Here is a 25,522-nt window from a genome sequence, read left to right as displayed (position 1 = left end):
GCTGTTCTCCCTTTCCATCTATTTATTTAGGTATCCGTTTTTCGTACCTGAATTTATAAAAACCATTCACTGCGTTCGGCGCTGTCTCGCCGACCTTTTTGTAACCGCATTTCTCGTAAAAGTGCTGGTTGCGTTCGGCTTCATAGCCGGTATCGAGCGTCCACTTCTTGATGTGTGGATACGCAGCCTCCATGAACTGCATGGTTTGTCTTCCGATACGCAAGTTTTGTTTATCAGGATCGACATAGATGATCCCCAGCTCCAAATGCTCATGATCAACTGGAAGGAGGCAAAAACCGCCGACGATCTGGTCATCCAGCAAGATCGTATAGTAATGGGCCTTTTGCATGAACAAAACATGCTGGTCAGGCTGGTCATGTCCGGCAGGGCCCTCTCCATACTTTTGGACGTCTTCTGCAAAGCAGCGAACAGCAATTTGGGTGAGTTGCTCTGCGTTCGCGGGGACAGCCTTTTTGAAAAAAACCATAGGACTCATGAGATCATCTCCAGTTCGTCTGACTACTTCGAAATTGGTGTATGCATGATTAGTAAAATTCTCCTATATAGCAGACGGATGAACCCACAGAATGGTTACCCACTTATTTTTCTCATAATGCTCTCCAACGGTCCCCTCTCGAACCAACGTCTCCATACAAGCGTGAGCACAATGGAAAAGAGGAAGAATCCTACGGCGTAGAGCATCGCAAAAGCGAGCGTTTGATTTTCGAGTCTGCCAATCAAGGCGAGGAAGCCGAGACCGACAATGATATGGCTGACGTAGTGTGTCAGTGTCAGCTGTCCGGTTTTTACCCATGTCTGCGTAAACCAGCTGTTCGCGAATTTTTCCGCAAAGCTGACGCACAGAAGGATGATGATGACAGCGGTGCTTGAGCTGGACAGCACATAAAACAAGTTGGGTGGCACTGGCTTCGTTCCCCATAAAAATAGGGCGATCTCGCTTCCGACGACTGGAATAGAGAGCTTGATCAACCCATACGATAAAACCTCCAAGCTAACGAACAGGGCGGTTGCCCAGCCCAACATTTTTTTGCGTACAGATCGATCGAGCAGGTTGAGTCGACCCAGCCACAAGCCGAGAAGGAAAAAGCACATCCAGGGAAATACTGGGTGATAGCCGTTTTACAGCAAGTTGCGCAGGAATCCTTCGACTGTCCAAAAATCAAGATACTCGAGAAATGGTTGCTTCGGGTCCCACCCTTGCATGTAGTTGAGCGACAATTGTAGCGTTTGAGCTGTGAGCAGGATACCGCTAAATGCGAGAAGAAGCGTTTTCCACGATTCGCCGAGGAGGAAGGAGGCGATGAGCATATAGACACCGTAGTAATGCAGGATGTCGCCACTCCAACTACCGAGATAGAGCAACATCCCGGTCACGAATAAAAACAGGGAGCGCTTCCAAAGGACGTGGCGGCTAGCCTGCAAGAGGGCCGGGTCACCTGAGGTTCTCGCTTTTCTTGTCATATACGCAATGCCGATTCCCGCTAAAACAACGAATACGGTAGATGCTCTACCTTGAAACAAACTGGATAAAGCAATGAGCCAGTCAGGCCCGTTATGCTCTGCGTTCAAGATGACGACGTAGTTGACGATCATCATACCCAGCATGGCCCACGCCCGTGCAAAATCGAGACCAATAACTCTGGTAGAAGACACTTTCATCCGGGTTCTTTCCTCGATAAGCACAACTGTCCTTTGCCCGGACAGAGATGTCTCATATCTGTCTGGATTTGAGAAGGTCGAGACTGCTTGTCACTTGTAAAAACCACGTGTGCCAAGGGGGGATTCGGTTGGTATCCAACTTGCAAAGCTTTTCTCCGAATGCGGATGCCATTGTAGAGGAAGGGAGAGAATGGCTTGGATATGCGGGAAGTGGTTGCCATAGTAACGGGTGGTGCTTCCGGTTTGGGAGAAGCCGCTGTGAGGAATGTAGTTCAACACGGGGGAAGAGTAGCCATTCTTGATTTGACGGTAGAGAAGGGGCAAGCGCTGGCGAATGAGCTGGGGCGTGAAAACGCTTTGTTCGTGCATACGGATGTCATGAGTGAGGCGAGTGTGCGGGAGGCAATCGATCAGGCTGCTGGCACATTCGGTACGATTCACGCCGTGGTCAACTGTGCGGGGATCGGGTTGGCACAAAAAACGCTGTCGCGAAACGGCCCACATCCACTGGAATCCTTCAGCAAAGTCATAGCAGTCAATCTGATCGGTACTTTTAATGTCATTCGGTTGGCGGTAGAGCATATGGCAGGAAACGAGCCAAATCAACAGGGGGAGCGGGGTGTCATCATCAATACTGCATCGGTGGCGGCTTTTGAAGGGCAGGTGGGGCAGGTGGCCTATAGCGCCTCCAAAGGAGGAATCGTAAGCATGACCCTGCCGCTAGCAAGAGACCTGGCTTCGTATGGCATACGCGTGATGGCAATTGCTCCGGGTCTATTTGACACGCCAATGTACGACCAGCTCCCGCGCTCTGAAAAAGCTACGTTGGGTGCGACTGTTCCTTTTCCCGCACGCATGGGTGATCCGCAAGAATACGCGATGCTCGTGAACAGCATCTTGACCAATCCGATGTTGAATGGAGAAACGATCCGGCTGGATGGGGCAATCAGGATGGCACCGAAATAGAGAAGATGTGTTGACAAAAAAATAATTAGGTTCCATACTATATCCATGACAAACCATTCAAACGGAAGAAAACAAGAAGATGCGATCCCATCGCTTGTTCAATCGCAGCGCCAGATTGATCGGTATGGACTCGATGTTGATGCGCAAGCTGTACTCGTCGCCGCTAGGCTGATGGAGGCAGGAGCCAAGCTTGGGCATGCGGCCGAAATACATTTTGCCAGATTCGGCTTATCAACGGGACGATATCGCTTATTGGCAGACCTTGAGGATAACGGTGGGGAAGTGCTGCCGTCACAATTAGCAGAGCATCTAGGGGTAACACGTGCTACTGTTACTGGTCTGATCGACATCCTGGAGCGCGATGGCCTTGTTTCCCGACGAGCGAGTGCAAAAGATGGCAGGCAAAAATCGGTCATTTTAACGGATCTCGGGGCTAGCAAGCTGCGTGAAATGGCGCCTGAGCACTTTGCGAGATTGGAAGCGATGGTCGGATTGCTCAATATCCAGGAGCGCAGTGTGTTTCTCGACCTGCTGGGCCGCGTGACACAAGGCATCTCGGCACTGACAGATGAATAGTAAGCATAAAGCGGGCTAGGTAGCTAGCCCATTTTCATCCCTATATAGTTAGGTTCCTAATCATTTTTTGAAAAGGGGAAAGGAGGTGAAAAGCATGCATGACCCTGCAAAAGCGGGAGGTGTTTATCCGATCAAGGGGGCACGTTCCGAGCGAAAGGCATTTGTTTTATGGCGAGAAGTAATCATGGCTTATTTGTCTCCTGCGATCATGGCGAGCATAGGAGGATGGATCACCGCTGACAAAGGGCTGCAAATAGGGGCATTGACCACGATTGGCGGAACATCCGCATTGATTGCCGCACTCCTTGGGCGATGGCTACAGAGCCGTGGAATACATAAACGCTGGGTCACCCGCACGCCTCATTTGGCGCTGGTAGCGGTTATGGGGATGACAATGGCAGTGATCGGTCTCTTGGCAGCATGGTTAACAACGGAGTTACTCGTCATCTTTGCTCCCGGTGAATCGTTGGCTTGGCTAAGTCGCGTTTGGATCGACTTCCCGCTGTCAGCGATAATCGCCAGCACGTTAATCACATGGCGGTGGCGTAGTGCCATCAACCATGACCATCAAAAAATGAATGAGTTACGGAGGAGATAGAAAATGATCGTAGTCATGGGAGCAACAGGAACCATAGGTCGTGCACTTTTGAACCGATTGATAGAGCTTGGTGTCCCAACCCGGGCATTGAGCAGAACGCCGGAAAAACTTCAGATGCTAATAGGAGAGCAGGCAGCATCTACGGTGGAAGTCGCAGCAGTAGAAGCTTCTGACCCTGAATCGTTGCGCCGGGCGTTTGCAGGTGCGAATCAGCTCTTCCTTTCCCTTTCAAACAGTCCTAATCAGGTCGAGCTGGAAACGTCGATGATTCGCATAGCAGCTGAGGCTGGGATCCAACACATTGTGAAAATATCCAGTCCAGCCTACGACGAAAAGTCGCCAGTCGCCGTAGCGGGATGGCACCAGGAAATCGAGAGCGTTTTATCAGAATCGGGTATGAAAAGTACCGTGTTGCGACCGTACGCCTTTATGCAAAATCTGCTCCGCTTCGCACCGACGATCAAGGCGCAACATGTTTTCTTCGGTACGATGGGCGAAACAGCATGCAACTTTATCGATTGCAGGGATATCGCCGATGTTGCCGCAGAGGTATTGACCCACCCTGAAAAGGCAGGTCATATATACACCCTGACTGGTTCTGAGGTTTTCAGCTATCCGCAAATTGCGAGCAAGCTGTCCGATCTGCTCGACCGCCCGATTACGTACATCAACAAGGATAGCGAAGCACTCCGACGTGATCTGATGGAGTACGGAAACATGCCGGAGTGGCTCGCCAGTCATGTCGTTGAAATTCAAGCTATGTCTGTAGCGATCCCGGAAAAGCCGACAGACGATGTCAGGCGTGTCCTCGGCAGAGAACCTCGCAAGCTGGACGTTTTTCTGCAAGAGCATATGGAAAAGTTCCGTTAATCAACAGGGCTATTTTCTAGCAGCGAAATTTCTTGGGCTTTTAGAAGAGCTTGTGTGCGATTGGTGACATCGAGCTTGCCATATATCCGATGCAAATACACCTTGACCGTCCCGAGCGTATTCCCTAGCTCATCGGCGATCATCTTGTTGGATGCTCCTTGCGCCAGCATGGATAGGATGATCATTTCCTTTCCGGTTAGCGGCTCGATCAAAGGAGCTTTTCTTTTCTCTATTTTCTTAGGGAAAAGGGATAGCAGTTGATTGACATACGCAGCAGATACGGACGGACCTGGTTGTTGGGATCGTTTTTTCAAGCGTAGTTGGTAATCGTGCAAGAGGTGGGACATCGCCGTTCCCTCGTCCAGAAAGCTACGGACGTAACAGTTGTTACCGCCAATCAAGAGCGCTTCGTGGAGGAAAGCCAGCGCTTCCTTTTTGTTACCGCACTGCTGGTGGGCGAGTGCTTGCAGAACGGCGATTTCTACCTGACTGATTAATAGCTCCTCACGAATACTGGATGGCTTTAGGATCGCTAAAATACGCAGGGCTTCCTGTTCCTGCTGCTGGGCGAGCAACAAACGGACATAAGTCAAAACTTCTAATTCTCTCTGAATGCTAGGCTGATTCAAAATAGAAGGGGGAAGCTTGGACAACTCCGCTTTCGCCAAAGCGATGTCCCCTTCCTGGATCGCGATGTGTGCGAGAAATGCTTGTAACGGGTTGAACCAATACGTAGCACCCCAGCTCGCGGCCGTCTCCACTGCCTCCGAAACGATTTTGCGGGCCGCAGAAAAATTCCCCTCTACCAGCTTGATTTTGGCGGATGTCAGGACATAAGGGACGAGTAGGCCAGGAATTTGCTTGTGCAGGGCAACGAAACGAACGCGCTGTAGATACGCAAGGCTCTCTTCCAGCCTGTTTTCCTCATAAAACCCCTCCGCTAATGCCTGAACGACGTACAAATTGATCAAGGAGTCCTTCCAGCCATGTGCTTCAAGTATGTCGGAGAACTGATTGCCTACAAGCTCGGTCTGATCGGAAAGTATTCCTTTTAACCCGAATCTCGTTCGCCGAATAAATGGTTCTGTCGTGTTGTAATTAAAGTGGTAAAACAACGGGCTCTCAGGCAATCCTCCACTTAGCTGTGAAGAACTGGTGATCCAGCGATCAAAATCCATAGTGGCGAACACCAAATTCGCTCGTACAAAAAACAGACCGCTCAAAAACTGCCGATGCTCTGTTGAATCTTCTATGTCCGCAATGCTTTGCTCCAATTCGGTGAGGGCGAGCTCTGCCCGATCCGTTTGAACACAGGTAACCAAGAGGAACACATAGATCAGGCGAAAAAGTGGTGAGAAATAGTCCGCGTGATCAGGGATGCTGTCCAGCGTTCTGAGAAAGCTGGAAAACTCGCCGCGTTGGAGTAGTACCGGAATATGCTGCGCAAGGAAGCTTACAGCCAACTTGTAATCGGCAGCGGCAATCGCATGATCAATCGCTTCGTCCATCATTCCACGCCCCGCATAGCTCTCACTGGCTAGCCGGTGTAGCTCACGTGCTTCTCCGGGAGCTGTCTGCTCCAATTGACTGCGCAAAAAATCGGCAAACAAGTGATGGTACCGATACCACGTCCCGTAATCATCCAGCGGGATTAAGAAAATGTTTTGGCGGTGCAAGTGGGTCAGCATTTGTTGGCAGTGGGGTAGGCCGGTCAGAGCGTGGCACACGTGAGCGTCCATTCTCGCCAGCACAGAGGTTTTGAGTAAGAAGCTGCGCTCCTCTTCCGGGAGTCGCATGATCACTTCATGAAACAAATACTCCGAAATATTGCGATGAGAGCCAGTAAATCCGGCAAAAAATTGATCGTGGTTCTCCATATTCACGAGGGAAATGGCAGCGAGCTGCAAGCCGGCGACCCATCCCTCTGTGCTTTTCACCAGTTGCTCGATTTGTATTTCGGTCAGAGGTAAATCGTGAACCTGCCGGTAAAAGCTGTCCGTCTCTTGATGACTGAAAAGAAATTGTCCCGACTCAATGTGACATACTTCATGACGTACGTTCCATTTGACTGTAGAAAAAGGCAACGTGTTGCGACTGGCGATGTACAAATGGACGTGGCTCGGGACATATTCCAAAAAATAAGCGAGACTGTTGTGAATCGTCTCATCCGAGATCACGTGGTAGTCATCGAGAATGATAGCAAGGGGCAGTGTCGTAGAAGTAAGTTCATTGAGCAGGGAATCGATGAAGGTAAAGATCGAGGTATGACTGGTTGCCTTCATGGCTGGTTCCATTCGTTCGGAGAGTTCTGCGAAGTCAGATTCAGATAGCGTAAATACGATGTATCTCCAAAAGCGAATCAGGTCATTATCCATCTCATCGAGTGAGAGCCATACGGTGGTACCGCCGTACTGATGAGCCCATTGACTGAGCAAGGTCGTTTTTCCATACCCGGCTGGGGCGTATAAAGTGGTCAGTCGACATTGCAGACCAGCGTCCATTTTTTGCAGCAGTCGGCTCCTATGAACGCTATTCGACCGAACGGCGGGCATTGCTGTTTTGGTTTTCAGCATAATGGAATGATGGAGCATGTTTGTACCGTCCTATGTATTAGAATCGTATTTGTCCATTATACTTGTTATCGGCAAAAATCGACATTTGAAAAAAGAAAGAATCTTTTGTCTCAAGAAGCAGGACCTAAACCGCCAACTTTTGCATACCCGTCACTTTAAGGCGAGAAATTTCCATGGAAGCAAGACATGCTTCAACAGGCTTCACATCCCACCCCTTCTAGAATGGAAGCAAAAAGAGAGATGGGTTGAGGGGCATGAAGATTGGACGATGGAAATACGCCGTAATCGTGGTAGCTGCTGTGATGCTTTGTGTTGCGATGGGTACGGAATCTGTCGCCGTCCAGGCGAGCAGCGAAGGGGATTTGCAGGAGCAGGATTCCATTCAGGTAGCGTTTGTCGGGGATATGATTTTGGATAAGAGCGTCGGGAATCAGATCGGGCGGTACGGCGTAGATTATCCGTTTCTAAAAACAGCGGATTTTCTCAAGCAGGCAGACTTGACGATTGGCAATCTGGAGACACCAGTCAGTACGCGGGGACGTCCGGAGAAAAAGGAATATACCTATCGTGCGAAGCCAGAGTCGTTGCAGGGGCTCGTGAACGCGGGTTTCGACGTGGTCAATCTGGCGAATAATCATTCGCTGGATTACGGAATGGACGCACTCTCTGACACAATGGAGCATCTGAAAAAGGCAAAGATCGGTTACGTGGGGGCGGGGAAAAACGAGGAAGAAGCATTCACTTCCTACATCCAAACGATCAAGGGGAAACGCGTGGCAGTCATCGGGATCAGCCGTATCCTTCCAAATGAGCGTTGGTATGCGCGAAAAAACAAGCCAGGTCTCGCACATGCCTACTCTTATGAGCCGATGCTGTCCCATGTAAAAAAGGCAGTGGCGGAGTCAGATATTACGATTGCGGTCATGCATTGGAATCTGGAATATAAGGATTACCCGGAACCATATGCGCGCGAGATGGCGAAAAAGCTGATCGACAGCGGTGTGGATGCCATTGTCGGGTCGCACAGCCATTCGATTATGGGCGTCGAGTTCTATAAAAAGGCGCCGATCTACTACAGTGTAGGGAATTTTGTGTTTACCACCTCGCGCAATCCGAAAGGTCGCGAAGCCATGATGGTCCAACTAACGTTTTCAAAAGACGGGAGCAAGAGCCGCGTGATCCCGGTGAAGCTCGCGAACGGTCAGCCTGCTCCGATGGACGAGAAAAACAAAAAGAGGATCATCGACAAGCTCAATCGTATTTCCTATGGGGCGAGCATATCCGAAAAAGGGGAGGTAACGGAGTCTAAGCCTCAATAACGAGTCGCCGCATCATTTCTCTTCGTGTGAAACCATATTGTTCGTATAAGCCATGAGCATCCCGAGTAGCGAGTATCATGCTCGTATGACGGATGTCTGGGTGTTCCACCATCACTTCCATGAGCCATTTGCTCAATCCCTTACCTCGATGTTCCGGGTCGACGAAGACATCACACACCCAGGAAATCGTCGCGTGATCACTCACAACCCGGACGAACCCAGCCTGTCCATCCTCACCATACAATCCGAAACAGAGTGAATTTCCGATACTTTTTAGGATCATTTCCTTGGAGCGTTCTGACGCCCAATACGTTGTCGACAGCCAATCGCTAATGCGCTCGATATCGAGTAAAGCTTTCTCATCACTGATTTTGTAAGGCAGTGTCGCGTGTCTTGCTTCCATCTGTATCCCTCCATCTTTGTATTTACTCCTTTGCTTACGATTCACTATACTCAAGGGACTAGGGCGCATAAAGGAGAGAAAAGTGAATCTGTACCCACACAGATAACGGGGGAGTGAATGGGATGAAGAATAAATACGAAGTGGTGAAAGACAGCATTAAAGAACAGCTTCGCACCCATACAATCAAGCCAGGGGAGAAGCTGCCGTCGATTCGTACTGCATCCGAGCGTTGGTCGTGCAGTTTGAATACGGCGATACGGGCGTATCAAGAGCTGGAGAAGGAGCACTTCATTTATTCTATTCCCAAAAGCGGTTATTACGCGGTCCTTCGGCCTCTTCAAAGTACGCGTTTTCCAGAGGAGCGAATTGACTTTACGGCAGCCAGCCCCGACTCAGAAGTCATGCCATTCAAAGATTTCCAGCATTGTCTAAACCGTGCGATTGAATTATATGAAGATCAGTTGTTCTCCTATTCGGACCCCCAGGGCTTTTTCTCCTTGCGCCGGACTTTGGAGAGCCATCTCGCTCAATCACAAGTGTTTGCATCCCCTTCGCAAATTTGCGTCGTTTCGGGAGCTCAGCAAGCGTTGCATCTGCTCGCCTCCATGCCGTTTCCAAATGGAAAGAATGCAGTGCTAGTCGAACAACCTACCTTTCACGGCATGCTGCGTTCACTTGAGCTGCTGGGAGTTACCGTTCTGGGCATCCAGCGGACTGCGGCAGGCATCGACATGGATGAGCTAGAGCGGCATTTCCGCAACAACCAAATCAAGTTTTTCTACACGGTTCCCCGGTTTCACAATCCGTTGGGGACAAGCTATACAACAGAGCAAAAGAAACAAATCGCCAAGCTGGCTCAGCGCTACGATGTTTACATCGTCGAGGATGACTATCTGGCGGACATGGAAACCAGTCTGAAGGCAGACCCGATCTACAGCTACGATCAATCAGGTCGTGTCCTGTACGTCAAAAGCTTTTCCAAGATCATGCTACCCGGACTTCGATTGGCGACAGTCGTCCTTCCCCCTTCCGTGATGGAAACGTTCCGGTTGTTTAAAGCATCATGCGATTCCAGTACGGCCGTCTTGTCTCAGGCGGCTTTGGAGTTGTATTTGAATTGCGGGATGTACGAACATCATGCTGCCCTTGTCCGGGAACGTTATCGCCTGCGGATGGAGACATTGGCCGAGTGTTGTCGGCGCTATCTTCCCCCGCAGCTTCAGGCACAAATCGGAACAGGCGGGATTTTTTCGAGAGTGCTGCTTCCCGATGAGCTGGACGCCCAGGATATCATCGCGGCGTTGCACCAGCAAAACGTGCGGGCCATGTCTACGAACCAGAGCTATTTGCCTACCTTCCCGCGTGAAAACGGGTTGCGAATTAGTATTATCCAAACAGATGCTGATAAGATAGAGAGAGGGATCGCCCTCTTAGCAGAGACAGCTACGGGACTTTTGCAGAAGCAAAGAAAAGAAGGTCAGTGGCGGATCATCGATTGGATCTAGTGGTTATGTATAGTTGAGGAATGGGTAGAATGGAGACGTATAACATCACGAAAAGGAGTGATTGTCAGTGCAAGCTATCACTACGTTTTTCATGTTCCATGGACAAGCGGAAGAAGCGATGAAGTTTTACACTTCTATTTTTGATCGCTCAGAAATCAAGCAGGTCATGCATCATGAGAATGGACAAGTCCTGCAAGCTACCTTTACATTAAAAGGCCAGACCTTCATGTGTATCGACAATACGAACGGTGACGATCACGCCTTTACTCCTGCGATTTCGTTGTTTGTGAACTGTGATACGGAGGAAGAAATTGACCGTGTTTTTGGACAGCTTTCCTCGGATGGACAAGTCCTTATGCCGCTTGGACAATATCCGTTCAGTGAAAAGTTTGGATGGGTTCAAGATCGTTACGGAATATCGTGGCAGATTCATTTACCGAAAAGATGATATTTGAAAAGCCGGTACACCTTTTGGTACCGGCTTTTTTTCGTTTTTATGAAGTAGCTGTAGTGGAGAGAAGAAGCGAATTTCCAGTCTACGCTTCGGCCTACGCCCCGCAAGGTGTATCACTGTCCGCTTCGGAATAAATGACGGGAGCGCTTCAAACGTAGAAGTTTCGAGGAGGTCATTCATAAGTGAAGCTGAAATTCCCCGCCATTTTTTCCTGCGCTAGGGCGGGCTCCAGAGGCGCTTGGACTGGAAATTCGCTTCTTCCTACGTAGCTTTTCGTTAGTTCTTGCAAAACGTTTAAACATACGAAGGAATCCACAGCTGTTCGAAAGTCCTGTCACATGTTTGGAAGGAGACCGCCCGAACGAAGAGAGGATACAGGCGACTGGAAAACATGTGGCAGGGCTTCCCCCGACCACAACAGACGGAATATAGTCTTTGTCTTTTTGCCTACATCGTCATCAACTGACGAAAGCTACGACGATAGCTCCACAGCAAATACACTTCCAAAATCGCGACAATCAGTCCCATAGCGAGCATGTCGGGATCGACAAACAGGTGGAACGTCAAAATGTTGACAGCAAGCGGAGCGGTGGCGGTTAGAGCCAGTGGGACGAAGCGGTTGGTTAGGAATAGCAATCCACAGATGATTTCGACGGTTTTGACCAGAACCAGCAAATACCCTTGCAAAAGCTCCATAGCAGCAGGACTGGTTGGAAAGATAGGCTCGAATCCAAACAAGACAATGTAACCATTCACACCTGCTCCAAGCAAAATCAATCCAAGGATGATACGGGCGAATACGGGCAATGTCCGTGTCATCAGGCATCACTTCCTTGTCGTGGAATATAGATGATGAAGTCTTCGAGGAAAGTATAACTCCGTTTTGACCACCTGGTCAATGTGCGTTATGATAGGAAAAAGAAGAACGGAGAGAAGGTGACAGACATAAAAGGAATTTGGCAGGACGAAACATTGGAGCTGAACAAGCGAAAGCTGCTGGAAGCGGCCCTTGTTGAATTTTCCGCGAAAGGCTATGAACGAGGCTCCACCAATCAAATTGTCCAGAACGCAGGCGTATCAAAGGGGATGCTGTTCCACTTTTTCGGGAATAAAAAGGGACTGTTTCTCGCGATTGTCGATGCTTGTACCGAACGTTTTTTTGCCTATATACAGGCGCGAATGGAAGCGGCGCCGCAAGACTTTTTTGCGCGATTTCTTCATGTCAATCAAGCGAAAATGGCGCTCTTTGCCGAGGAACCAGCTATTTATCAAATGGCAGTTGCGACCTTTTTCGATTATCCCGAGGAATGCCGGGCTGAGATCGAAGACAGAGAAACACAGTTCAATGCGCGATATATTCCCTTGTTTCTGGAGCAAGTCGATACGTCATTGATCAAAGCGCAGTTCGATCCACAGAAGGCGCTGCATTTTTTGCTGTCGGCAGTAGAGGCCTTGACGCAAAAGTACGTCCGCGAAAACTACGAAGCCAGCGATAAAGGCTTCGCACAGGTCCAATCCTTTTTTGCGGAATTAGAATCGTATATGGAAATGATGAAGGTAGGACTGTATAGACAATCAGACAGTGGAGCATAAAGGGGGAAAAAAATAGATGGATGAGAAATGGACATGCCTGGTACATAAGATGAACCCGTCAGCCAAGCTCCTTCATGCATGGGAGCTAAAAGGCGGGATTTCTGCACAGGTCACCGCGCTAGAAATGGAGAACCCTGACGGCACGAAGAAAAAAGTAGTCGTCCGCGAGCATGGTCAGGCTGACCTCAAGCGAAATCCGCAGATCGCATCAGATGAATTCAAACTTTTGCAAATACTGAAGTCAGCTGACTTGCCGACACCAACGCCTTATCATCTCGAAGCAGCCAGTGATATGTTTCCCACACCGTGCCTTGTTATCGAATTCATAGAAGGACAGACAGTCACCGCACCAGCCAACTTGTCCAGCTTTCTGCAACAAGCAGCTGAGGTGCTGACTCGCATCCATTCGGTAGACGCTTCTAGACTGGCGGGCACTCATTTGCCGAAACAAGAAGAAGCGATAACAGCGAAGCTCCACAAAAGACCTGCGAGCCTGGATAACTCATTGGATGAGGGACTCATTCGCGAAGTGCTGGAGTCCGTTTGGCCGCTGCCGCAGTCGAATGCAGCATCTCTGTTGCATGGCGATTTCTGGCCGGGAAATACGATGTGGAAGGAAGAAAAACTGGCTGCTGTCATCGATTGGGAGGATGCTGCGATCGGCGACCCCTTATCTGATCTCGGCAATGCCAGACTGGAGATTTTGTGGGCATTTGGATTGGATGCCATGCAAGAGTTTACGCTTCATTATCAATCTTCTGCCAGCAAGACACTCGATTATACCCAGCTTCCGTACTGGGATTTGTGTGCGGCACTGCGGCCAGCTTCGAACCTATCTGATTGGGGATTGGAAAAAAGGATAGAGGAAACCATGCGTGAGCGACATTCTCTATTCGTGATGCAGGCGTTTGAAAAACTAGGCATTCCGTATAAAAGGCATATGACGAATGAGAGCCTCGAATAATCGGGGCTTTTTTTGTTTGGAAAAAACTGTTGACCGATCCGGTATCGATACCTATAATCTAATTCATAGTAAACAGGTAAGAATTATAAGTTATTGTTTCTCGATCCGACCGGACCACCGGAGGAGCTGGTTTCACTTAAGTGAGTGGATATGAAGGAGGATCACCATGAAAAAAAGGCTTACGCAAATCATCTCAAGCTTGCTAGTAGGGACTCTGTTGGTAACAGGGTGCAGCTCCGAAGGCAGTGCGCCGGCTCCCTCGACACAAACGGCGACTCCGTCAACAGAAGCATCAGTACCTGCTGCCAGCAAGGTGCAAGACATAAAAGACGGTATCAATTTAGCGACGGATTTATCCAAGCTGCCGGAAGTAGCAGCCAAAAGGACCGATACATTCATTGCGGGACTGACAGAGCCGGGTGGGGTGTTTAACCCGTTTTTTTATCACAATGGCTACGATGGCAACGTCTCCTCAGCGATCTTCGAATCACTGGTGGATGTCGATGCGACAGGAAAACCAGTACCCAAGCTCGCGGAAAAATGGGACGTATCTCCTGACCAGCTCACGTATACGTTCCACCTGAGACCGAATCTGAAATTCAGCGATGGTTCATCGCTGACGGCTGAGGATGTCGCGTTTACACTGACGATTTTGCACGACAAAACGTACGATGGCGAAACGGACATTTTCGTAGCAAGTATCAAGGGTGGTCGTGAATACAAGGAAGGCAAAGCGAACACGATCGAAGGAATAAAGGTGATTGATCCACAGACGATCCAGATCACGACGGAAAAAGTGAACGCCAAATCTCTCGTCCTGTTAGGCGGGCAGGTGCTCTCCAAGGCGTACTACGGCAAGGAGTACAAACCAGGCAATCTGGAGTATGTCCGCACCCTGCACGGCAAGCCATTGGGAGCTGGACCTTACAAATTTGAGGCGTACATTCCTGGTCAAGAAGTCCGCTATCTCGCAAACGAGCACTATTTCGCGGGCAAGCCGCAAGTCGAGCACTTTATCTACAAGACGACCGAGGGCGACGCTCTACAGTTTATCCAGACAGGGGAAATGGATTACAACTCCTTTACCGTCAACTCGGATAACATTGAGCAATTGCAAGAGCTGGGATACGTGAATATCAATCTGTACACATCCAGTGCCTATTCGTACATCAAGTTCAATCATTCCAATCCATTTTTCAAAGACAAGCGCGTCCGCCAAGCCTTCATCTACGGACTGGATCGCCAAAAAATTCTGGACCTGACCTACCAAGGATACGCGCAAGTCGCCAATGTACCGATCAGCCCTGTTTCGTGGGCCTATACGGAGGAGGTCAATCCGTACGCCTACAATCCGGAAAAGGCGAAGCAACTCCTGGATGAAGCGGGCTGGAAGCCGGGTGGGGACGGTATCCGTGAAAAAGACGGACAAAAGCTGATCGTGCATTACTACACGACAAAAGGAAAGCTGGGAGAGGTACTGATCCCGATTGCCAAAGAAAACTACAAAGAGCTGGGCATCCAGTTTGAAGCGGAAATGATGGACTACAACGCCGTTTTGGCACGGACGGAAAAAGGCGATCACGACCTCGCTTCGTTCTCGACCACGATGCTGATCGATCCAGATGACGGTGTAGACGCCTTCTCGACGAAAAAGGGCAAGAGCGGATTTACCGGAACGAATGGTTACTCCAATGCCAAAGTAGACGAATTGCTGGAAGCAGGTCTATCTACGCTGGACATCGAGAAGCGTAAAGCGATCTACAAAGACCTGTATAAAGAGCTGAGCGATGACCCACCGTACATCTTCCTCGGCTACCGCAAAATTTTGTCTGCGCATAACGGCAAGATCAAGGGCTTGGAGCCGAATCCGTTCACGGGTATTTCGACCAGCCTGCCTGGTATCAAAATCGAGTAACAAGTTCGAGTAACTGACTCACGAATGTTGTGCCCGGCCCTGGGGCTGGGCTTCTTTTTTTCCCCAAGCATGAAAGGAGACCAACGATGACGTCCTACTTCCTGAAAAGGGTCTTTTACATGGCGTTGACGCTCTTCGGCGCATCCATTTTGATTTTTTTCCTATATGCCCTAACGCCCGGTGATTTCGTCGATACGAGTCCCAAGCTGACTGCGGAACGAAAGCTGGAGCTAAAAGCGATGTACGGGCTGGATAAGCCTGTCGTCGAACGGTATTTCATCTGGATGAAAAACGCCCTCCAAGGCGATTTTGGTTATTCTCTGCAATACCAACAGCCAGTGATGTCGCTGTTGAACGATTACATCTGGAATTCGTTTTTGCTCGCGATTACCTCCACCTTTTTTACGTGGCTGATCGCGATCTCTATCGGAGTTCTGTCTGCTGCCAGGCAGCACTCCTGGTTCGATGCACTCGTGACGATCGGCGTTTTTGCAGCGATGTCGTTGCCTGTCTTTTTCGTTGGGCTGCTGTTTATCAAGTTATTTGCTGTTGATGCCAAGCTGTTTCCCGCAGGGGGCATGATGACGATCGGCAGCAAGGAAACAGGGCTCGCCTATGCGTGGGACGTGGTTCAGCATATGTTTTTGCCTGTGACGGTGTTGACTTTGCTGAGCGTGGGGACGCTGACTCGTTATTTTCGAACGAACATGCTGGAGGTCATTCAACAAGACTTCGTGCGCACAGCCCGGGCAAAAGGACTGAAGGAAAAAGTTGTCCTGCACAAGCATGCGCTGCGCAATGCACTCCTACCCGCCATTACACTGCTAGGCTTTGAGCTGCCAGCATTGTTCGGTGGGGCGATCATCACGGAAAAAATTTTTAACTGGCCCGGTGTCGGACAGTTGTACATGCAGGCGTTTTCTGTACGGGACTACCCGCTCTTGATGGGCTTTACGATGTTCCTGGCGATTCTCACCGTCATCGGAAACTTATCTGCTGATTTGCTGTACAGAGTCGCGGACCCGCGGGTTCGGTTGAAATAGGAGGGAAAACAATGGCATCAACGGTAAGTGAAGTAGCGGAGGTGACGAGACCGGAGCAGGTAGCGTTGCGTTCTTCCTTGTGGCACGAGGCGTTTATGCGACTGAAAAAGAAGCGACTGGCCATGTTTGGACTTGTGTTTTTACTCGTCATGGCAGTGGCATGCTTCATCGGTCCGTTTTTTTCTCCGTACGCATCCGGCAAGATTAATACGGCCATGATCAACAAGCCGCCAAACTTCTCTCATTGGCTCGGGACGGACAGCTTGGGCAGAGACATTTTGACGCGGTTGATGCAGGCTGGCCGAATCTCATTGACAGTCGGCATCGCTTCCATGGTGCTTTCCGTTTCCGTTGGCGCCCTTCTCGGTGCACTGGCTGGCTTTTACCGCGGGTGGGTCGATCAAGTGATTATGCGCGTAGCGGACGTGCTCATGACCATTCCTGGTCTGCCACTCTTGTTTATTATGGGCGCAGTCCTCTCCGAGTGGAAAATCCCGACCGACTACCGCATTTACATCGTCATGGTCATGCTGAGCCTGATCGGCTGGCCCGGCTTGGCGCGAATGGTCCGCAGCCAGATGCTCACCCTGCGTGAAAGTGAATTCATGCAAGCAGCAGAAGTGCTCGGTCTGCGCGACAGACGCAAACTATTCTTCCATTTGCTGCCCAATCTGACACCACTCTTAATTGTAGTTGCCACCTTGAACGTCGGTGGTGCGATCCTGAGTGAATCCGTATTATCGTACTTCGGCCTCGGAGTGGTCCCGCCAACGCCGACATGGGGCAATATGATGGATGCGGCGAATACCTTGATCGATTTTCAGAAAAGACCGTGGCTGTGGGTTCCTCCTGGGATTGCTATTTTTGCTACTGTGATCTCGATCAATCTGCTGGGGGATGGATTGCGGGATGCTTTGGACCCGAAGCAGAAACGTTGATGAGTTTTTGATATCACCGTCGTGAACTAACTTTCAAAATATAGCAGCGCAGGGAGAAGTGATTTCCAGTCCAAGCGCCACCGAAGCGGACAGTGACACCCTGCGGGGCGTAGGCCGAAGCGTAGACTGGGAATCACTTCTCCCCATCCACTACAGCTACTTTAAAAAAAGGCAGGTGAGCCAAGCATGAATGCTTTAGTCGAAATCCAAAATTTAAGCACCTACTTCAAGTCCGAACAAGGCGTGGTCAAAGCAGTCGATTCCCTCGATCTGCGCGTCCATGAAGGAGAGACCGTATGCATCGTAGGCGAGTCAGGCTGCGGCAAAAGCGCGGCAGCCATGTCATTGATGAGACTAATCCCAGAGGCGGTAGGCAGTATCGTTTCGGGTGAGATATGGTTTGCAGGCCGTGATCTGCGAAAAGTCAGCAAAGAAGAGATGCGAAAGCTCCGCGGCAACGAGCTGGCAATGATTTTTCAGGAACCGATGTCGTCACTCAATCCCGTACTGACCATCGGTGAGCAGATCATGGAGCCGATCGTGGAGCATCAAGGTCTAAGCAAAAAAGCAGCCCAAGCGCGAGCCATCGAGCTGATCGAGCTAGTAGGAATCCCAAGGGCAAAAGAAATCGCCAAATCGTACCCCCATAAATTGAGCGGGGGCATGCTGCAACGCATTATGATTGCTATCGCCATATCCTGCAATCCCCGCCTGCTGATCGCTGATGAGCCGACGACTGCTTTGGATGTGACCATTCAGGCGCAAATTCTCGATCTGCTGCGCAAAATCAAGGAAGAAGCCCAAACTGCGATTCTTTTTATCACGCATGATCTGGGTGTCGTAGCGGAGATGGCCGATCATGTGGTCGTGATGTACGCAGGAAAAGTGGTAGAGGTGTCTCCTGTCGTCGAGCTGTTCGAGGAGCCGAAGCATCCGTATACACAAGGCTTGCTTCGCTCCAAGCCTGTGTTGAATCAACGCAGAGCCAAGCTGTATTCCATCCCTGGTCAAGTACCGAATCCGACGACACTCGGTGAATCCTGCTATTTTCATGACCGATGCGATCAGTGCTTGGACATTTGCCGGGTGAAGCAGCCGCCTTTACGTGATGGGGGAGACGGCAGAAAGGTCGCGTGCTGGCTGTATGAGGAGGAGATCACCCGTGGACAATAATTTGCTGGAAGTGCGCCGATTAAAAAAATATTACCCGATTACTGGAGGGATTTTAGGCAGAACAATCGGCCATGTAAAAGCGGTGGATGACGTTAGCTTTTCTATCCAAAAAGGAGAGACGTTCGGGCTGGTTGGTGAATCCGGCAGCGGAAAAAGCACGACAGGTCGCACTATCCTGCGCCTTTTGGAAAAGACAGAGGGAGATGTCCACTTCCAAGGTATCGATGTGCACGCGTTGAATCGCCAAGAGCTCCGAGCTTTGCGCCCACGGATGCAATATATTTTTCAAGACCCGTACAGCTCGCTGAATCCACGCGTTCGTATCGGAGAAGCACTGGGGGAAGCGCTGCTTGATCATGGGCTGCTCCCACAAGCGGAGGTCAGAGAAAGAGTCTTAGAGGTCATGGCTTTATGTGGATTGGCGCCGTATCATGTCGATCGGTATCCGCATGAGTTCTCGGGTGGTCAGCGTCAACGGATCGGTATCGCAAGGGCGATTATGATGAACCCTGATTTTATCGTCGCGGATGAGCCAGTATCTGCTCTGGATGTGTCGATCCAAGCCCAAATCATCAATTTGTTTGCAGAGTTGCAGGAGCAAAGGAAGTTGACGTACTTATTTATTTCGCATGATTTGAGCGTCGTGGAGCATCTGTGCACGAGGATCGGCGTCATGTATTTGGGGTCATTGCTGGAGCTGGCACCTCGGGATGAATTGTTTTTGGAGCCGCTCCATCCGTACACCAAAGCATTGCTTTCCTCTGTGCCGCTCCCGATCCCAAAGAAAAAGCGCGAACGCATCGTCCTGCAGGGAGACATGCCAAGTCCGGCGAATCCTCCAGCAGGGTGCAAATTCCACACGCGCTGCCCGTATGTGAAAGACATTTGCCGACAGGAAGTGCCTGCTTTTCGGGAGGTTAGCACCGACAGATTTGTCGCCTGTCATTTGGTGTAAAGGGAATCAATGGGGGAACGAAGAACTGCACGGGGCATTGACCGATAGCAGAATCTTATGGTAATATTTTCATATCATAGTAAATGCATCGGTTTTTAAATAATTGGCTGATCGGTCGACCGAAAGCTCCCGCGAGGACAAAGACAACCAAGCTGTCTAGTTGCGCAGGGAGCTTTCGGCAATCGAAGGAAAATGAGGTGAGAAGAGCCTCTTGCTCCCGAAACTGTTTGACATTTACAGTTATGGGGATCAAGAGGTATTATCGGATCATAAAACAAAGTAAAAAGGTAGGAATAATATGTATTGATTTTATCAAAACAGGAGGGTGATCCCCATGTCAAAAAATGAGATTTCCCTAGACGATCTCTTATTAGAGAAAATCGTGCGCGCACTGGATGGTTTGGAATACGGCTCCATACATATTGTGATTCACGATTCACAGGTCGTTCAGATTGAGCGAACGGAAAAATACAGACTCCCGACGGAAAAGCCTGAAACAAAGATTTCACAAGCGCGCACCGGAAAATAGAAGAGTAGGCGTGGAAAAAAAGAGAGGAGGAAGGACTATGGCAGGCGTTCTTGTGGTAGGAGGAGATCGGGTAGCAGAAATCGAGAGCTTGTTACAGAACAAAGGGTTCCAGAATGTCTATCACGTATCAGGTCGCAAAAAATCCGATGTGAAGGCGACGATTCCTTCTGATACGGAGCTTGTTCTTGTCTTTATTAACTTCGTGAGTCACAGCTTGAGTAAAAATATAAAGAAGCTGGCGAAGCAAAAGCACGTCCCGATCGTTTTTTGCCGAAGGTCATGTGATGCGGTAGCCATGTATGAACCAGCGATAAGCTAGAGAGGACAGCCCCATATGCGCGAATGAATAGAAGTATTCAAGGATGAATACTTCTTTTTTGCGTGACAGAGACTACTGGTAGAAACTTGTCGGACCGACTCGGGTAAAAGTATTCAGCACTGAATAAAAACAACAAAAGAACAACCGAAAACGCGAATGGCATAAAATTTGCAGAATATTTTTTCAATAATCGGTTATCCGACTCAAACAAGGGGGTACAGCATGAAAAGACCAGTTGTCATAACAAGTCTCTTCGTTTTGCTTACGGGGCTATTTGCAGGCTGTAGCAGTGGCAATACGCCGACTCAAACCGCACCAGACAACCAACAGCAACCAGCGTCAGCACAGCAGGCAACTGCGCAGCCTGCGGCAGAGCAGATCTTGCACATGAATGCAGCCGAGCCTGAAACACTTGATTCAGGCATGTCCAACGATGTCATTTCCGGTGCCTTTATCCGTTCGCTGTACGATGGGCTCGTTCGTTTGGACAAGGATGGCAAGCCAGTCAATTCCGTTGCATCCGACATTCAAGTATCTGAGGATAAAAAGGTGTACACCTTTACATTGCGCGACAGCAAGTGGAGCAATGGCGACCCGGTTACGGCTCAAGACTTCGCCTTCGGCTGGATGCGCGTGCTCAATCCGAAGACAGCCAGTGGCTCTGCTTACAAGTATTATCCGATAAAAAATGCCCGCGCCTTTTACGAAGGAAAGGCGAAAGCGGAGGATGTCGGCATCAAGGTCGTCGATGACAAGAAGCTGCAAGTCACCTTGGAAAATCCTACTCCTTACTTTCTGACACTTGCGACCTTCTACTATCCGGTCAATCAAAAGGTGGTAGAAGCCAATCCCGATTGGGCGAAAAAGCCCGAGTCCATCGTGACCAATGGGCCGTTCAAGCTGGTGAATTGGGAGCATAAAAACAAGATTGAGCTGGCCAAAAACGAGCACTATTGGGACAAAGACGTCGTGAAGTTCAACGAAGTCGAGTTTTCCATGATAGAGGATACGAATACCGAACTGGAGCTGTTCAATAGCGGCGAGCTGGATTGGGCTGGCGGCCCGATTAGCGGTCTGCCTGCGGATGCCATTGGACCGTTGCGCGACGAAGGCAAGCTGCAAACCATGAAACGTGCCACCAACTACTATCTCTTGTTCCAAACAGAGAAGCCGCCATTTACGAATAGCAAAATCCGCAAAGCGTTTGCCTACGCGATTAACCGCAGTGACATCGCAGAAAACATCGGTCAAGCCGGACAGACTCCCTTGATGGGCTTCGTCCCCCTTTCCGCCTCTCTGAAGCCGGAAGGGTATTTCAAGGATAATGATGTGGAGACGGCGAAACAGTTATTGACAGAGGGAATGAAGGAGATGGGCATCACTAAGCTACCTGAAATCACCTATCTCTACAATACCTCCGATCTCAACAAGAAGATTGCCGAAGCATTGCAGGCTCAATGGAAACAAGCTCTCGGTGTGGACGTCAAGCTGATCAACAAAGAATTGAAGGTCATGTTTGACGATCAGGAGCAAGGGAAGTACATGATTTCCCGAACGGGTTGGACGGGAGATTACAACGACTCCGTCAACTTCCTGGAGCTGATGATGGAGAAGTACAGTTCCAATAACTCTACCTTCTGGTTTAGCGAGAAATACGTAGAGCTGGTGAAAAAGGCGTATGCTGAGCCAGATGAGGCCAAGCGCAATCAGTATCTGGTCGAAGCGGAGAGCATTTTGATGGAAGAAATGCCGGTCACAGGTGTGTACTCCAGTGTCAATTCATGGGTACAAAATGAAAAGGTAAAAGGCATCACAGTAGATCCGTTGGGCTACATCGACTTCAAGTGGGGATACAAAGAACAATAGCGCTGAAAAGAAATGGCCGACACAAAAATCCGCGTGTGGGCCGTTTTGCGAGCGATGGGGGAGGAATTTTTATGACATGGCAGCAAGTAGTAGAAAACGTGCTGAAGGAAGCGCCCGGTATTTTTGGAATCGCAGCTGTGCATCTGGAAACGAGAGAGTCAGCAGGGCATCTGGATGAAGAGTTGTTTCAACTGGCGAGTGCATTCAAAATTCCAATCATGGTCACCTTGATGCGCGAGGTGGAAGCAGGACGAATCCGCCTCGACCAGCGTGTCACACTGAAATGGGAGGATCGCGTACCGGGGTCAGGCATTTTGCAAGAGCTGGATGCCGGAGCGGCCTTAACGGTAAAAGACTTGGCGACACTGATGACGATTGTCAGCGATAACTATGCGACAGACCAAATCATCGAGCTGATCGGCGGCATCGACAAGGTGAATGAGCACATGCATGAGCTCGGTCTTTCACAGATTCATTTGCGGCATAATTGCTGGGAGCTCCTCAACCACTGCGTGGGTATGAACGAGCCTGCACCTTCGCAGGCAGGATTCGATGAGTTCATGCGCCGGGAAGAGTCAGGCAATTACGAATTGATCCACGATGTATCCATGCCTACCCGTGATAATAACGTAGCCACTCCAGCCGAGCTAAACCGCCTGCTTATCATGATTGCGCGAAAAGAAATTCTCACGGAGGCATCCTGCGAGCTGATGCTAGACATCATGCGACGTCAGCATTACAACAGTCGTCTGCCGTACTTGCTGCCAGAAGGAACAAAGGTCGCGCATAAGACAGGAACCGTCAATGCAGTCGTCAATGATGCTGGCATCATCTATTTGCCCGAAGGAAAAGGCATGATTGCGATCACGGCACTATCACGCGGTGTGGCTGACAAAGAATCCGCAGAGCTAACCATCGCCAGTGTTGCAAAAGCGATTTATGAGCAAGCGATAGGGAGTTGATGAAAATGACGACGTGGAATGACAAGTTCCACACGTATGCTCAGCAGCTGCTGGACGAGGTAAATGCTCCGGGCGCAGCTATTGCTGTTGCGCGTGATGGTGAGCTTTTGTACGAGGGGACATTTGGTTTTCGTGACAGAGAACAGCAACTGCCACTTTCCCTCGACACCGTTTTTGGCATCGCATCCATCACTAAATCGTTTACCTGCGTTGCGATCATGCAGCTGCAGGAGGCAGGCAAGCTGTCTGTCCACGATCAGGTCGTAAAATATTTGCCTGAGCTTCGGGCGGGCGACCACGAGCTGACAGCACGCATGACGATTCATCACTTCATGACACATACGCCTGGAATAGCACCCATGCCTTACTTAGACGGCGCAATGAGACGGAGCATGGAGAATGATCCTGCTGTCATTGGAACCAAGGCAGAGGAAGAACTGAAGACAGTGCCTTACCTGGATACGTACGAAGAAGTCATGGAAGCCATTGCTGGATTCGAAGGGGAGCCGCTCTCAGAGCCAGGAGGTGCCTTTAGCTATAACAACGATGCGTACGGGCTTTTGGGGGCGATCATTGAACGGGTCAGCAGCCAGACGTATGAAAACTACGTTGCGACGCATATTTTGCAGCCACTGGGTATGGACAGAACCGTTTTCTCCGTGGATGAATTGGCTGACAAGGATGACGTCACGATTTTGTATACCAACAAAAAAATCGATGACGAAAACCAAGTCATTGCAGCATCCATCTGGCACGACGCCCCAGCGATGCGAGCAGCAGGATTCCTCAAATCAACGGTGAACGATCTGCTCGCCTATTTAGATGCCTTTCGTCAGGGCGCAGTGGGAAACCCGACACCGATTCTGTCTGCCGATAGCGTCCAGCAGATGCTCACTCCCTTTGCGCGTGTGGACGGGCACCGCTCATACGGCTATGGGCTGATGGTCTCGCCTGCCTTTCCAGATGGATTGCTGGTGGAGCACGGCGGATCGTTAAAGGGAATCAGCTCGCACATTTTTTCGGTTCCAGATCAAGGGATTACGGGCGTGATTCTGGTCAATCTCGATGGAGTGAGCGTCCGAGAGTTGGTTCTCGGCTTTTTGAACAGTTATTTTGAAAGGCCGGCTGGCGCTCCAGTCTATGCCTATGATCCATACAAGGTCGCTGATGAGCAATTGTCACTGTACGAGGGTCGCTACTCATCGCAAGAATGGGTAAACGTATCGATAGCCAAAAGCGAAGGCAAGCTAATCCTGGAGGTGGATGGTCTCTCGTATCCACTGATACCCGTACAAAAAGACAGTTTCGTTTTCCAAAAAAGAGACTCCATTCCTTGGATTGAGTTTCTCCGGGATGAAGACGGGAAAATAGCGAGGATGAGCTACGGATTGCGTCAGTTGACGAGGGAATCCACACAAAAGAAGTAGGGACGAAAGTAGAAATCCTATTCGTAGTCCCTCTAGCAAAAGAATTTTAAAAAAGTGGTTGCCAATCAGGCAGCCACTTTTGTCTTTGTTTTGCTTTCTATGCCCGATCCAAGCCATAATAGAGACAATACATACAGGATGTGATTACGCTTGCAGATCATTGTTTTTGACCTTGAAACGACATTGACTTATCAGAGAGACAAGATCCCGGAAATTATTGAGATCGGAGCGGCAAAAGTCGTACCCGGAAAAAATGGTGTGGAGGTCGACACATTTCAGCGCTACACCTTTCCAGCCATTGAGCGCCGAATCTCAGAGAGAACCCGCAAATTCATCGGTCTCGATAAAGAGAACATGCCAACCTTTATCCCGTTTCGCCGGGCATTCGCAGAATTTATGGAGTGGATTGGCACCGATTCTGAATACTACCTGTGCACTTGGGGGCAAGACGACAAGCGGTTGATGATCGAGCATTGTGCGCGGTTCGGTTTGGACTTCAACTGGATGCGCAATTACAATGACATCCAGCCGCCGATTAGCATGCTTTTGGCTGATCGCAAGCAGATGAGTCTGAAAGAAGCGATCGATACGGCAGGAATCATCCAGGAGGGCAGGCTGCACTCGGCCTTGGTCGATGCCATCCACACAGCTCATTTGCTCATCAAATACAACAAGACGGTGCACCTGAAAGAAAACACGCCAGAAGAGAATTACAATTTGTCGAGCTCGTTGTACATTACGTGCCGATCTTGCAAAAAAAGCAAATACTACACGGCTTTCGGGCGAAAAAGCAGAAGGTGCGAGGCTTGCTTGCAACATCGCAAGAATTTGGAAAAAGCCTCAGAAGCAGCAACCGTCCAGCAGAGTTAACGGGAGAGAACGGAGGAGTGCGTA

The 25,522-nt window shown here is 49.8% G+C and carries 24 protein-coding genes and 1 pseudogene; 20 read left to right on the top strand and 5 right to left on the bottom strand.

Features of this window, described 5'->3' with window-relative positions; genetic code table 11:
* Positions 1–22 precede the first annotated feature (22 nt).
* On the bottom strand, positions 23–496 hold the full coding sequence (locus tag ACQ5DJ_RS09775) for a GNAT family N-acetyltransferase (RefSeq protein ID WP_429842283.1): 474 nt from the start codon (positions 494–496) through the stop codon (positions 23–25).
* Between the two features lie 95 nt (positions 497–591).
* Positions 592–1,680 (bottom strand): annotated as a pseudogene (locus ACQ5DJ_RS09770) (DUF418 domain-containing protein).
* A gap of 195 nt (positions 1,681–1,875) precedes the next feature.
* Between ACQ5DJ_RS09770 and ACQ5DJ_RS09765 the strand changes: the two are divergent.
* The 4 genes from ACQ5DJ_RS09765 (at position 1,876) to ACQ5DJ_RS09750 (ending at position 4,690) form a co-directional block, all read left to right on the top strand.
* Positions 1,876–2,646 (top strand): 3-hydroxyacyl-CoA dehydrogenase, encoded by a 771-nt coding sequence (locus ACQ5DJ_RS09765; protein WP_429842282.1) that lies wholly within the window; start codon positions 1,876–1,878, stop codon positions 2,644–2,646.
* Between the two features lie 45 nt (positions 2,647–2,691).
* Positions 2,692–3,222 (top strand): MarR family winged helix-turn-helix transcriptional regulator, encoded by a 531-nt coding sequence (locus ACQ5DJ_RS09760; RefSeq protein ID WP_429842281.1) that lies wholly within the window; start codon positions 2,692–2,694, stop codon positions 3,220–3,222.
* A gap of 94 nt (positions 3,223–3,316) precedes the next feature.
* The gene (locus tag ACQ5DJ_RS09755; protein WP_429842280.1) at positions 3,317–3,820 is read left to right on the top strand and encodes a hypothetical protein; all 504 of its coding nucleotides are present in this window, start codon (positions 3,317–3,319) and stop codon (positions 3,818–3,820) included.
* Positions 3,821–3,823: 3 nt separating this feature from the next.
* The gene (locus ACQ5DJ_RS09750; RefSeq protein WP_429842279.1) at positions 3,824–4,690 is read left to right on the top strand and encodes an SDR family oxidoreductase; all 867 of its coding nucleotides are present in this window, start codon (positions 3,824–3,826) and stop codon (positions 4,688–4,690) included.
* Here ACQ5DJ_RS09750 and ACQ5DJ_RS09745 read toward each other — a convergent pair.
* Complete coding sequence (locus tag ACQ5DJ_RS09745; RefSeq protein ID WP_429842278.1) at positions 4,687–7,281, bottom strand: LuxR C-terminal-related transcriptional regulator; 2,595 nt, start codon at positions 7,279–7,281, stop codon at positions 4,687–4,689. The genes ACQ5DJ_RS09750 and ACQ5DJ_RS09745 overlap by 4 nt on opposite strands.
* A gap of 236 nt (positions 7,282–7,517) precedes the next feature.
* Between ACQ5DJ_RS09745 and ACQ5DJ_RS09740 the strand changes: the two genes are divergently transcribed.
* Positions 7,518–8,582: a CapA family protein gene (locus ACQ5DJ_RS09740; protein WP_429842277.1), complete on the top strand. Its 1,065-nt coding sequence runs from the start codon at positions 7,518–7,520 to the stop codon at positions 8,580–8,582.
* Here the strand turns inward: ACQ5DJ_RS09740 and ACQ5DJ_RS09735 are convergent.
* On the bottom strand, positions 8,569–8,985 hold the full coding sequence (locus ACQ5DJ_RS09735) for a GNAT family N-acetyltransferase (RefSeq protein ID WP_429842276.1): 417 nt from the start codon (positions 8,983–8,985) through the stop codon (positions 8,569–8,571). The two genes, ACQ5DJ_RS09740 and ACQ5DJ_RS09735, sit on opposite strands and share 14 nt — an antisense overlap.
* 122 nt (positions 8,986–9,107) lie before the next feature.
* Here ACQ5DJ_RS09735 and ACQ5DJ_RS09730 point away from each other — a divergent pair, with 122 nt between their 5' ends.
* Both ACQ5DJ_RS09730 and ACQ5DJ_RS09725 read left to right on the top strand, forming a co-directional pair.
* Positions 9,108–10,490, top strand: coding sequence for a PLP-dependent aminotransferase family protein (locus tag ACQ5DJ_RS09730; protein ID WP_429842275.1), 1,383 nt, complete (start codon positions 9,108–9,110; stop codon positions 10,488–10,490).
* Positions 10,491–10,551: 61 nt separating this feature from the next.
* Positions 10,552–10,938, top strand: a complete 387-nt coding sequence (locus ACQ5DJ_RS09725; RefSeq protein WP_429842274.1) for a VOC family protein — start codon at positions 10,552–10,554, stop codon at positions 10,936–10,938.
* A 453-nt stretch (positions 10,939–11,391) separates the two neighbouring features.
* On the opposite strand, the gene ACQ5DJ_RS09720 is transcribed toward ACQ5DJ_RS09725, so the two are convergent.
* Positions 11,392–11,763 carry a hypothetical protein gene (locus ACQ5DJ_RS09720; protein ID WP_396471894.1) on the bottom strand — a complete coding sequence of 124 codons (372 nt, stop codon included), beginning with the start codon at positions 11,761–11,763 and terminating at the stop codon, positions 11,392–11,394.
* A gap of 117 nt (positions 11,764–11,880) precedes the next feature.
* On the opposite strand from ACQ5DJ_RS09720, the gene ACQ5DJ_RS09715 reads away from it, so the two are divergent.
* The 13 genes from ACQ5DJ_RS09715 to ACQ5DJ_RS09655 all read left to right on the top strand — a co-directional run bounded on the left by ACQ5DJ_RS09715 (position 11,881) and on the right by ACQ5DJ_RS09655 (position 25,498).
* The gene (locus ACQ5DJ_RS09715) at positions 11,881–12,537 is read left to right on the top strand and encodes a TetR/AcrR family transcriptional regulator (RefSeq protein ID WP_429842273.1); all 657 of its coding nucleotides are present in this window, start codon (positions 11,881–11,883) and stop codon (positions 12,535–12,537) included.
* A 16-nt stretch (positions 12,538–12,553) separates the two neighbouring features.
* Positions 12,554–13,501, top strand: a complete 948-nt coding sequence (locus ACQ5DJ_RS09710) for a phosphotransferase family protein (RefSeq protein ID WP_429842272.1) — start codon at positions 12,554–12,556, stop codon at positions 13,499–13,501.
* 166 nt (positions 13,502–13,667) lie between these two features.
* A complete protein-coding gene (locus ACQ5DJ_RS09705) occupies positions 13,668–15,416 on the top strand; it encodes an ABC transporter substrate-binding protein (RefSeq protein WP_429842271.1) in 1,749 nt (582 codons plus the stop codon).
* An 86-nt stretch (positions 15,417–15,502) separates the two neighbouring features.
* Positions 15,503–16,459, top strand: coding sequence for an ABC transporter permease (locus ACQ5DJ_RS09700; protein ID WP_056491363.1), 957 nt, complete (start codon positions 15,503–15,505; stop codon positions 16,457–16,459).
* 11 nt (positions 16,460–16,470) lie between these two features.
* Positions 16,471–17,397: an oligopeptide ABC transporter permease gene (gene opp4C, locus ACQ5DJ_RS09695; protein WP_429842270.1), complete on the top strand. Its 927-nt coding sequence runs from the start codon at positions 16,471–16,473 to the stop codon at positions 17,395–17,397.
* Positions 17,398–17,583: 186 nt separating this feature from the next.
* Complete coding sequence (locus tag ACQ5DJ_RS09690; RefSeq protein WP_429842269.1) at positions 17,584–18,570, top strand: ABC transporter ATP-binding protein; 987 nt, start codon at positions 17,584–17,586, stop codon at positions 18,568–18,570.
* Positions 18,560–19,525, top strand: coding sequence for an ABC transporter ATP-binding protein (locus tag ACQ5DJ_RS09685; RefSeq protein WP_429842268.1), 966 nt, complete (start codon positions 18,560–18,562; stop codon positions 19,523–19,525). Before ACQ5DJ_RS09690 ends, ACQ5DJ_RS09685 begins: the two co-directional genes overlap by 11 nt.
* A gap of 334 nt (positions 19,526–19,859) precedes the next feature.
* On the top strand, positions 19,860–20,054 hold the full coding sequence (locus tag ACQ5DJ_RS09680; protein WP_429842267.1) for a YezD family protein: 195 nt from the start codon (positions 19,860–19,862) through the stop codon (positions 20,052–20,054).
* A gap of 37 nt (positions 20,055–20,091) precedes the next feature.
* Complete coding sequence (locus ACQ5DJ_RS09675; RefSeq protein WP_007729617.1) at positions 20,092–20,373, top strand: DUF2325 domain-containing protein; 282 nt, start codon at positions 20,092–20,094, stop codon at positions 20,371–20,373.
* Positions 20,374–20,595: 222 nt separating this feature from the next.
* Entirely contained in the window at positions 20,596–22,239 is a 1,644-nt protein-coding gene (locus tag ACQ5DJ_RS09670; protein ID WP_429842266.1) for a peptide ABC transporter substrate-binding protein, read from the top strand.
* A 71-nt stretch (positions 22,240–22,310) separates the two neighbouring features.
* The gene (locus ACQ5DJ_RS09665) at positions 22,311–23,201 is read left to right on the top strand and encodes a serine hydrolase (protein WP_429842265.1); all 891 of its coding nucleotides are present in this window, start codon (positions 22,311–22,313) and stop codon (positions 23,199–23,201) included.
* Positions 23,202–23,206: 5 nt separating this feature from the next.
* Complete coding sequence (locus tag ACQ5DJ_RS09660) at positions 23,207–24,628, top strand: serine hydrolase (protein ID WP_429842264.1); 1,422 nt, start codon at positions 23,207–23,209, stop codon at positions 24,626–24,628.
* 150 nt (positions 24,629–24,778) lie between these two features.
* The gene (locus ACQ5DJ_RS09655) at positions 24,779–25,498 is read left to right on the top strand and encodes an exonuclease domain-containing protein (RefSeq protein WP_429842263.1); all 720 of its coding nucleotides are present in this window, start codon (positions 24,779–24,781) and stop codon (positions 25,496–25,498) included.
* Positions 25,499–25,522 lie beyond the last annotated feature (24 nt).

This window comes from Brevibacillus sp. FIR094, from assembly GCF_050477165.1.
Classification (GTDB): Bacteria; Bacillota; Bacilli; order Brevibacillales; family Brevibacillaceae; genus Brevibacillus.
This window is presented reverse-complemented; position numbering and strand designations above follow the sequence as displayed.

Bases quoted from the DNA above. Each gene is read 5' to 3' on its own strand.
- ACQ5DJ_RS09670 (WP_429842266.1), top strand. From the start codon at position 20,596: ATGAAAAGACCAGTTGTCATAACAAGTCTCTTCGTTTTGCTTACGGGG.
- opp4C (WP_429842270.1), top strand. From the start codon at position 16,471: ATGGCATCAACGGTAAGTGAAGTAGCGGAGGTGACGAGACCGGAGCAG.
- ACQ5DJ_RS09720 (WP_396471894.1), bottom strand. From the start codon at position 11,763: ATGACACGGACATTGCCCGTATTCGCCCGTATCATCCTTGGATTGATT.
- ACQ5DJ_RS09750 (WP_429842279.1), top strand. From the start codon at position 3,824: ATGATCGTAGTCATGGGAGCAACAGGAACCATAGGTCGTGCACTTTTG.
- ACQ5DJ_RS09740 (WP_429842277.1), top strand. From the start codon at position 7,518: ATGAAGATTGGACGATGGAAATACGCCGTAATCGTGGTAGCTGCTGTG.
- ACQ5DJ_RS09675 (WP_007729617.1), top strand. From the start codon at position 20,092: ATGGCAGGCGTTCTTGTGGTAGGAGGAGATCGGGTAGCAGAAATCGAG.
- ACQ5DJ_RS09660 (WP_429842264.1), top strand. From the start codon at position 23,207: ATGACGACGTGGAATGACAAGTTCCACACGTATGCTCAGCAGCTGCTG.
- ACQ5DJ_RS09760 (WP_429842281.1), top strand. From the start codon at position 2,692: ATGACAAACCATTCAAACGGAAGAAAACAAGAAGATGCGATCCCATCG.
- ACQ5DJ_RS09775 (WP_429842283.1), bottom strand. From the start codon at position 496: ATGAGTCCTATGGTTTTTTTCAAAAAGGCTGTCCCCGCGAACGCAGAG.
- ACQ5DJ_RS09700 (WP_056491363.1), top strand. From the start codon at position 15,503: ATGACGTCCTACTTCCTGAAAAGGGTCTTTTACATGGCGTTGACGCTC.
- ACQ5DJ_RS09690 (WP_429842269.1), top strand. From the start codon at position 17,584: ATGAATGCTTTAGTCGAAATCCAAAATTTAAGCACCTACTTCAAGTCC.
- ACQ5DJ_RS09665 (WP_429842265.1), top strand. From the start codon at position 22,311: ATGACATGGCAGCAAGTAGTAGAAAACGTGCTGAAGGAAGCGCCCGGT.
- ACQ5DJ_RS09735 (WP_429842276.1), bottom strand. From the start codon at position 8,985: ATGGAAGCAAGACACGCGACACTGCCTTACAAAATCAGTGATGAGAAA.
- ACQ5DJ_RS09710 (WP_429842272.1), top strand. From the start codon at position 12,554: ATGGATGAGAAATGGACATGCCTGGTACATAAGATGAACCCGTCAGCC.
- ACQ5DJ_RS09755 (WP_429842280.1), top strand. From the start codon at position 3,317: ATGCATGACCCTGCAAAAGCGGGAGGTGTTTATCCGATCAAGGGGGCA.
- ACQ5DJ_RS09730 (WP_429842275.1), top strand. From the start codon at position 9,108: ATGAAGAATAAATACGAAGTGGTGAAAGACAGCATTAAAGAACAGCTT.
- ACQ5DJ_RS09705 (WP_429842271.1), top strand. From the start codon at position 13,668: ATGAAAAAAAGGCTTACGCAAATCATCTCAAGCTTGCTAGTAGGGACT.
- ACQ5DJ_RS09745 (WP_429842278.1), bottom strand. From the start codon at position 7,281: ATGCTCCATCATTCCATTATGCTGAAAACCAAAACAGCAATGCCCGCC.
- ACQ5DJ_RS09680 (WP_429842267.1), top strand. From the start codon at position 19,860: ATGTCAAAAAATGAGATTTCCCTAGACGATCTCTTATTAGAGAAAATC.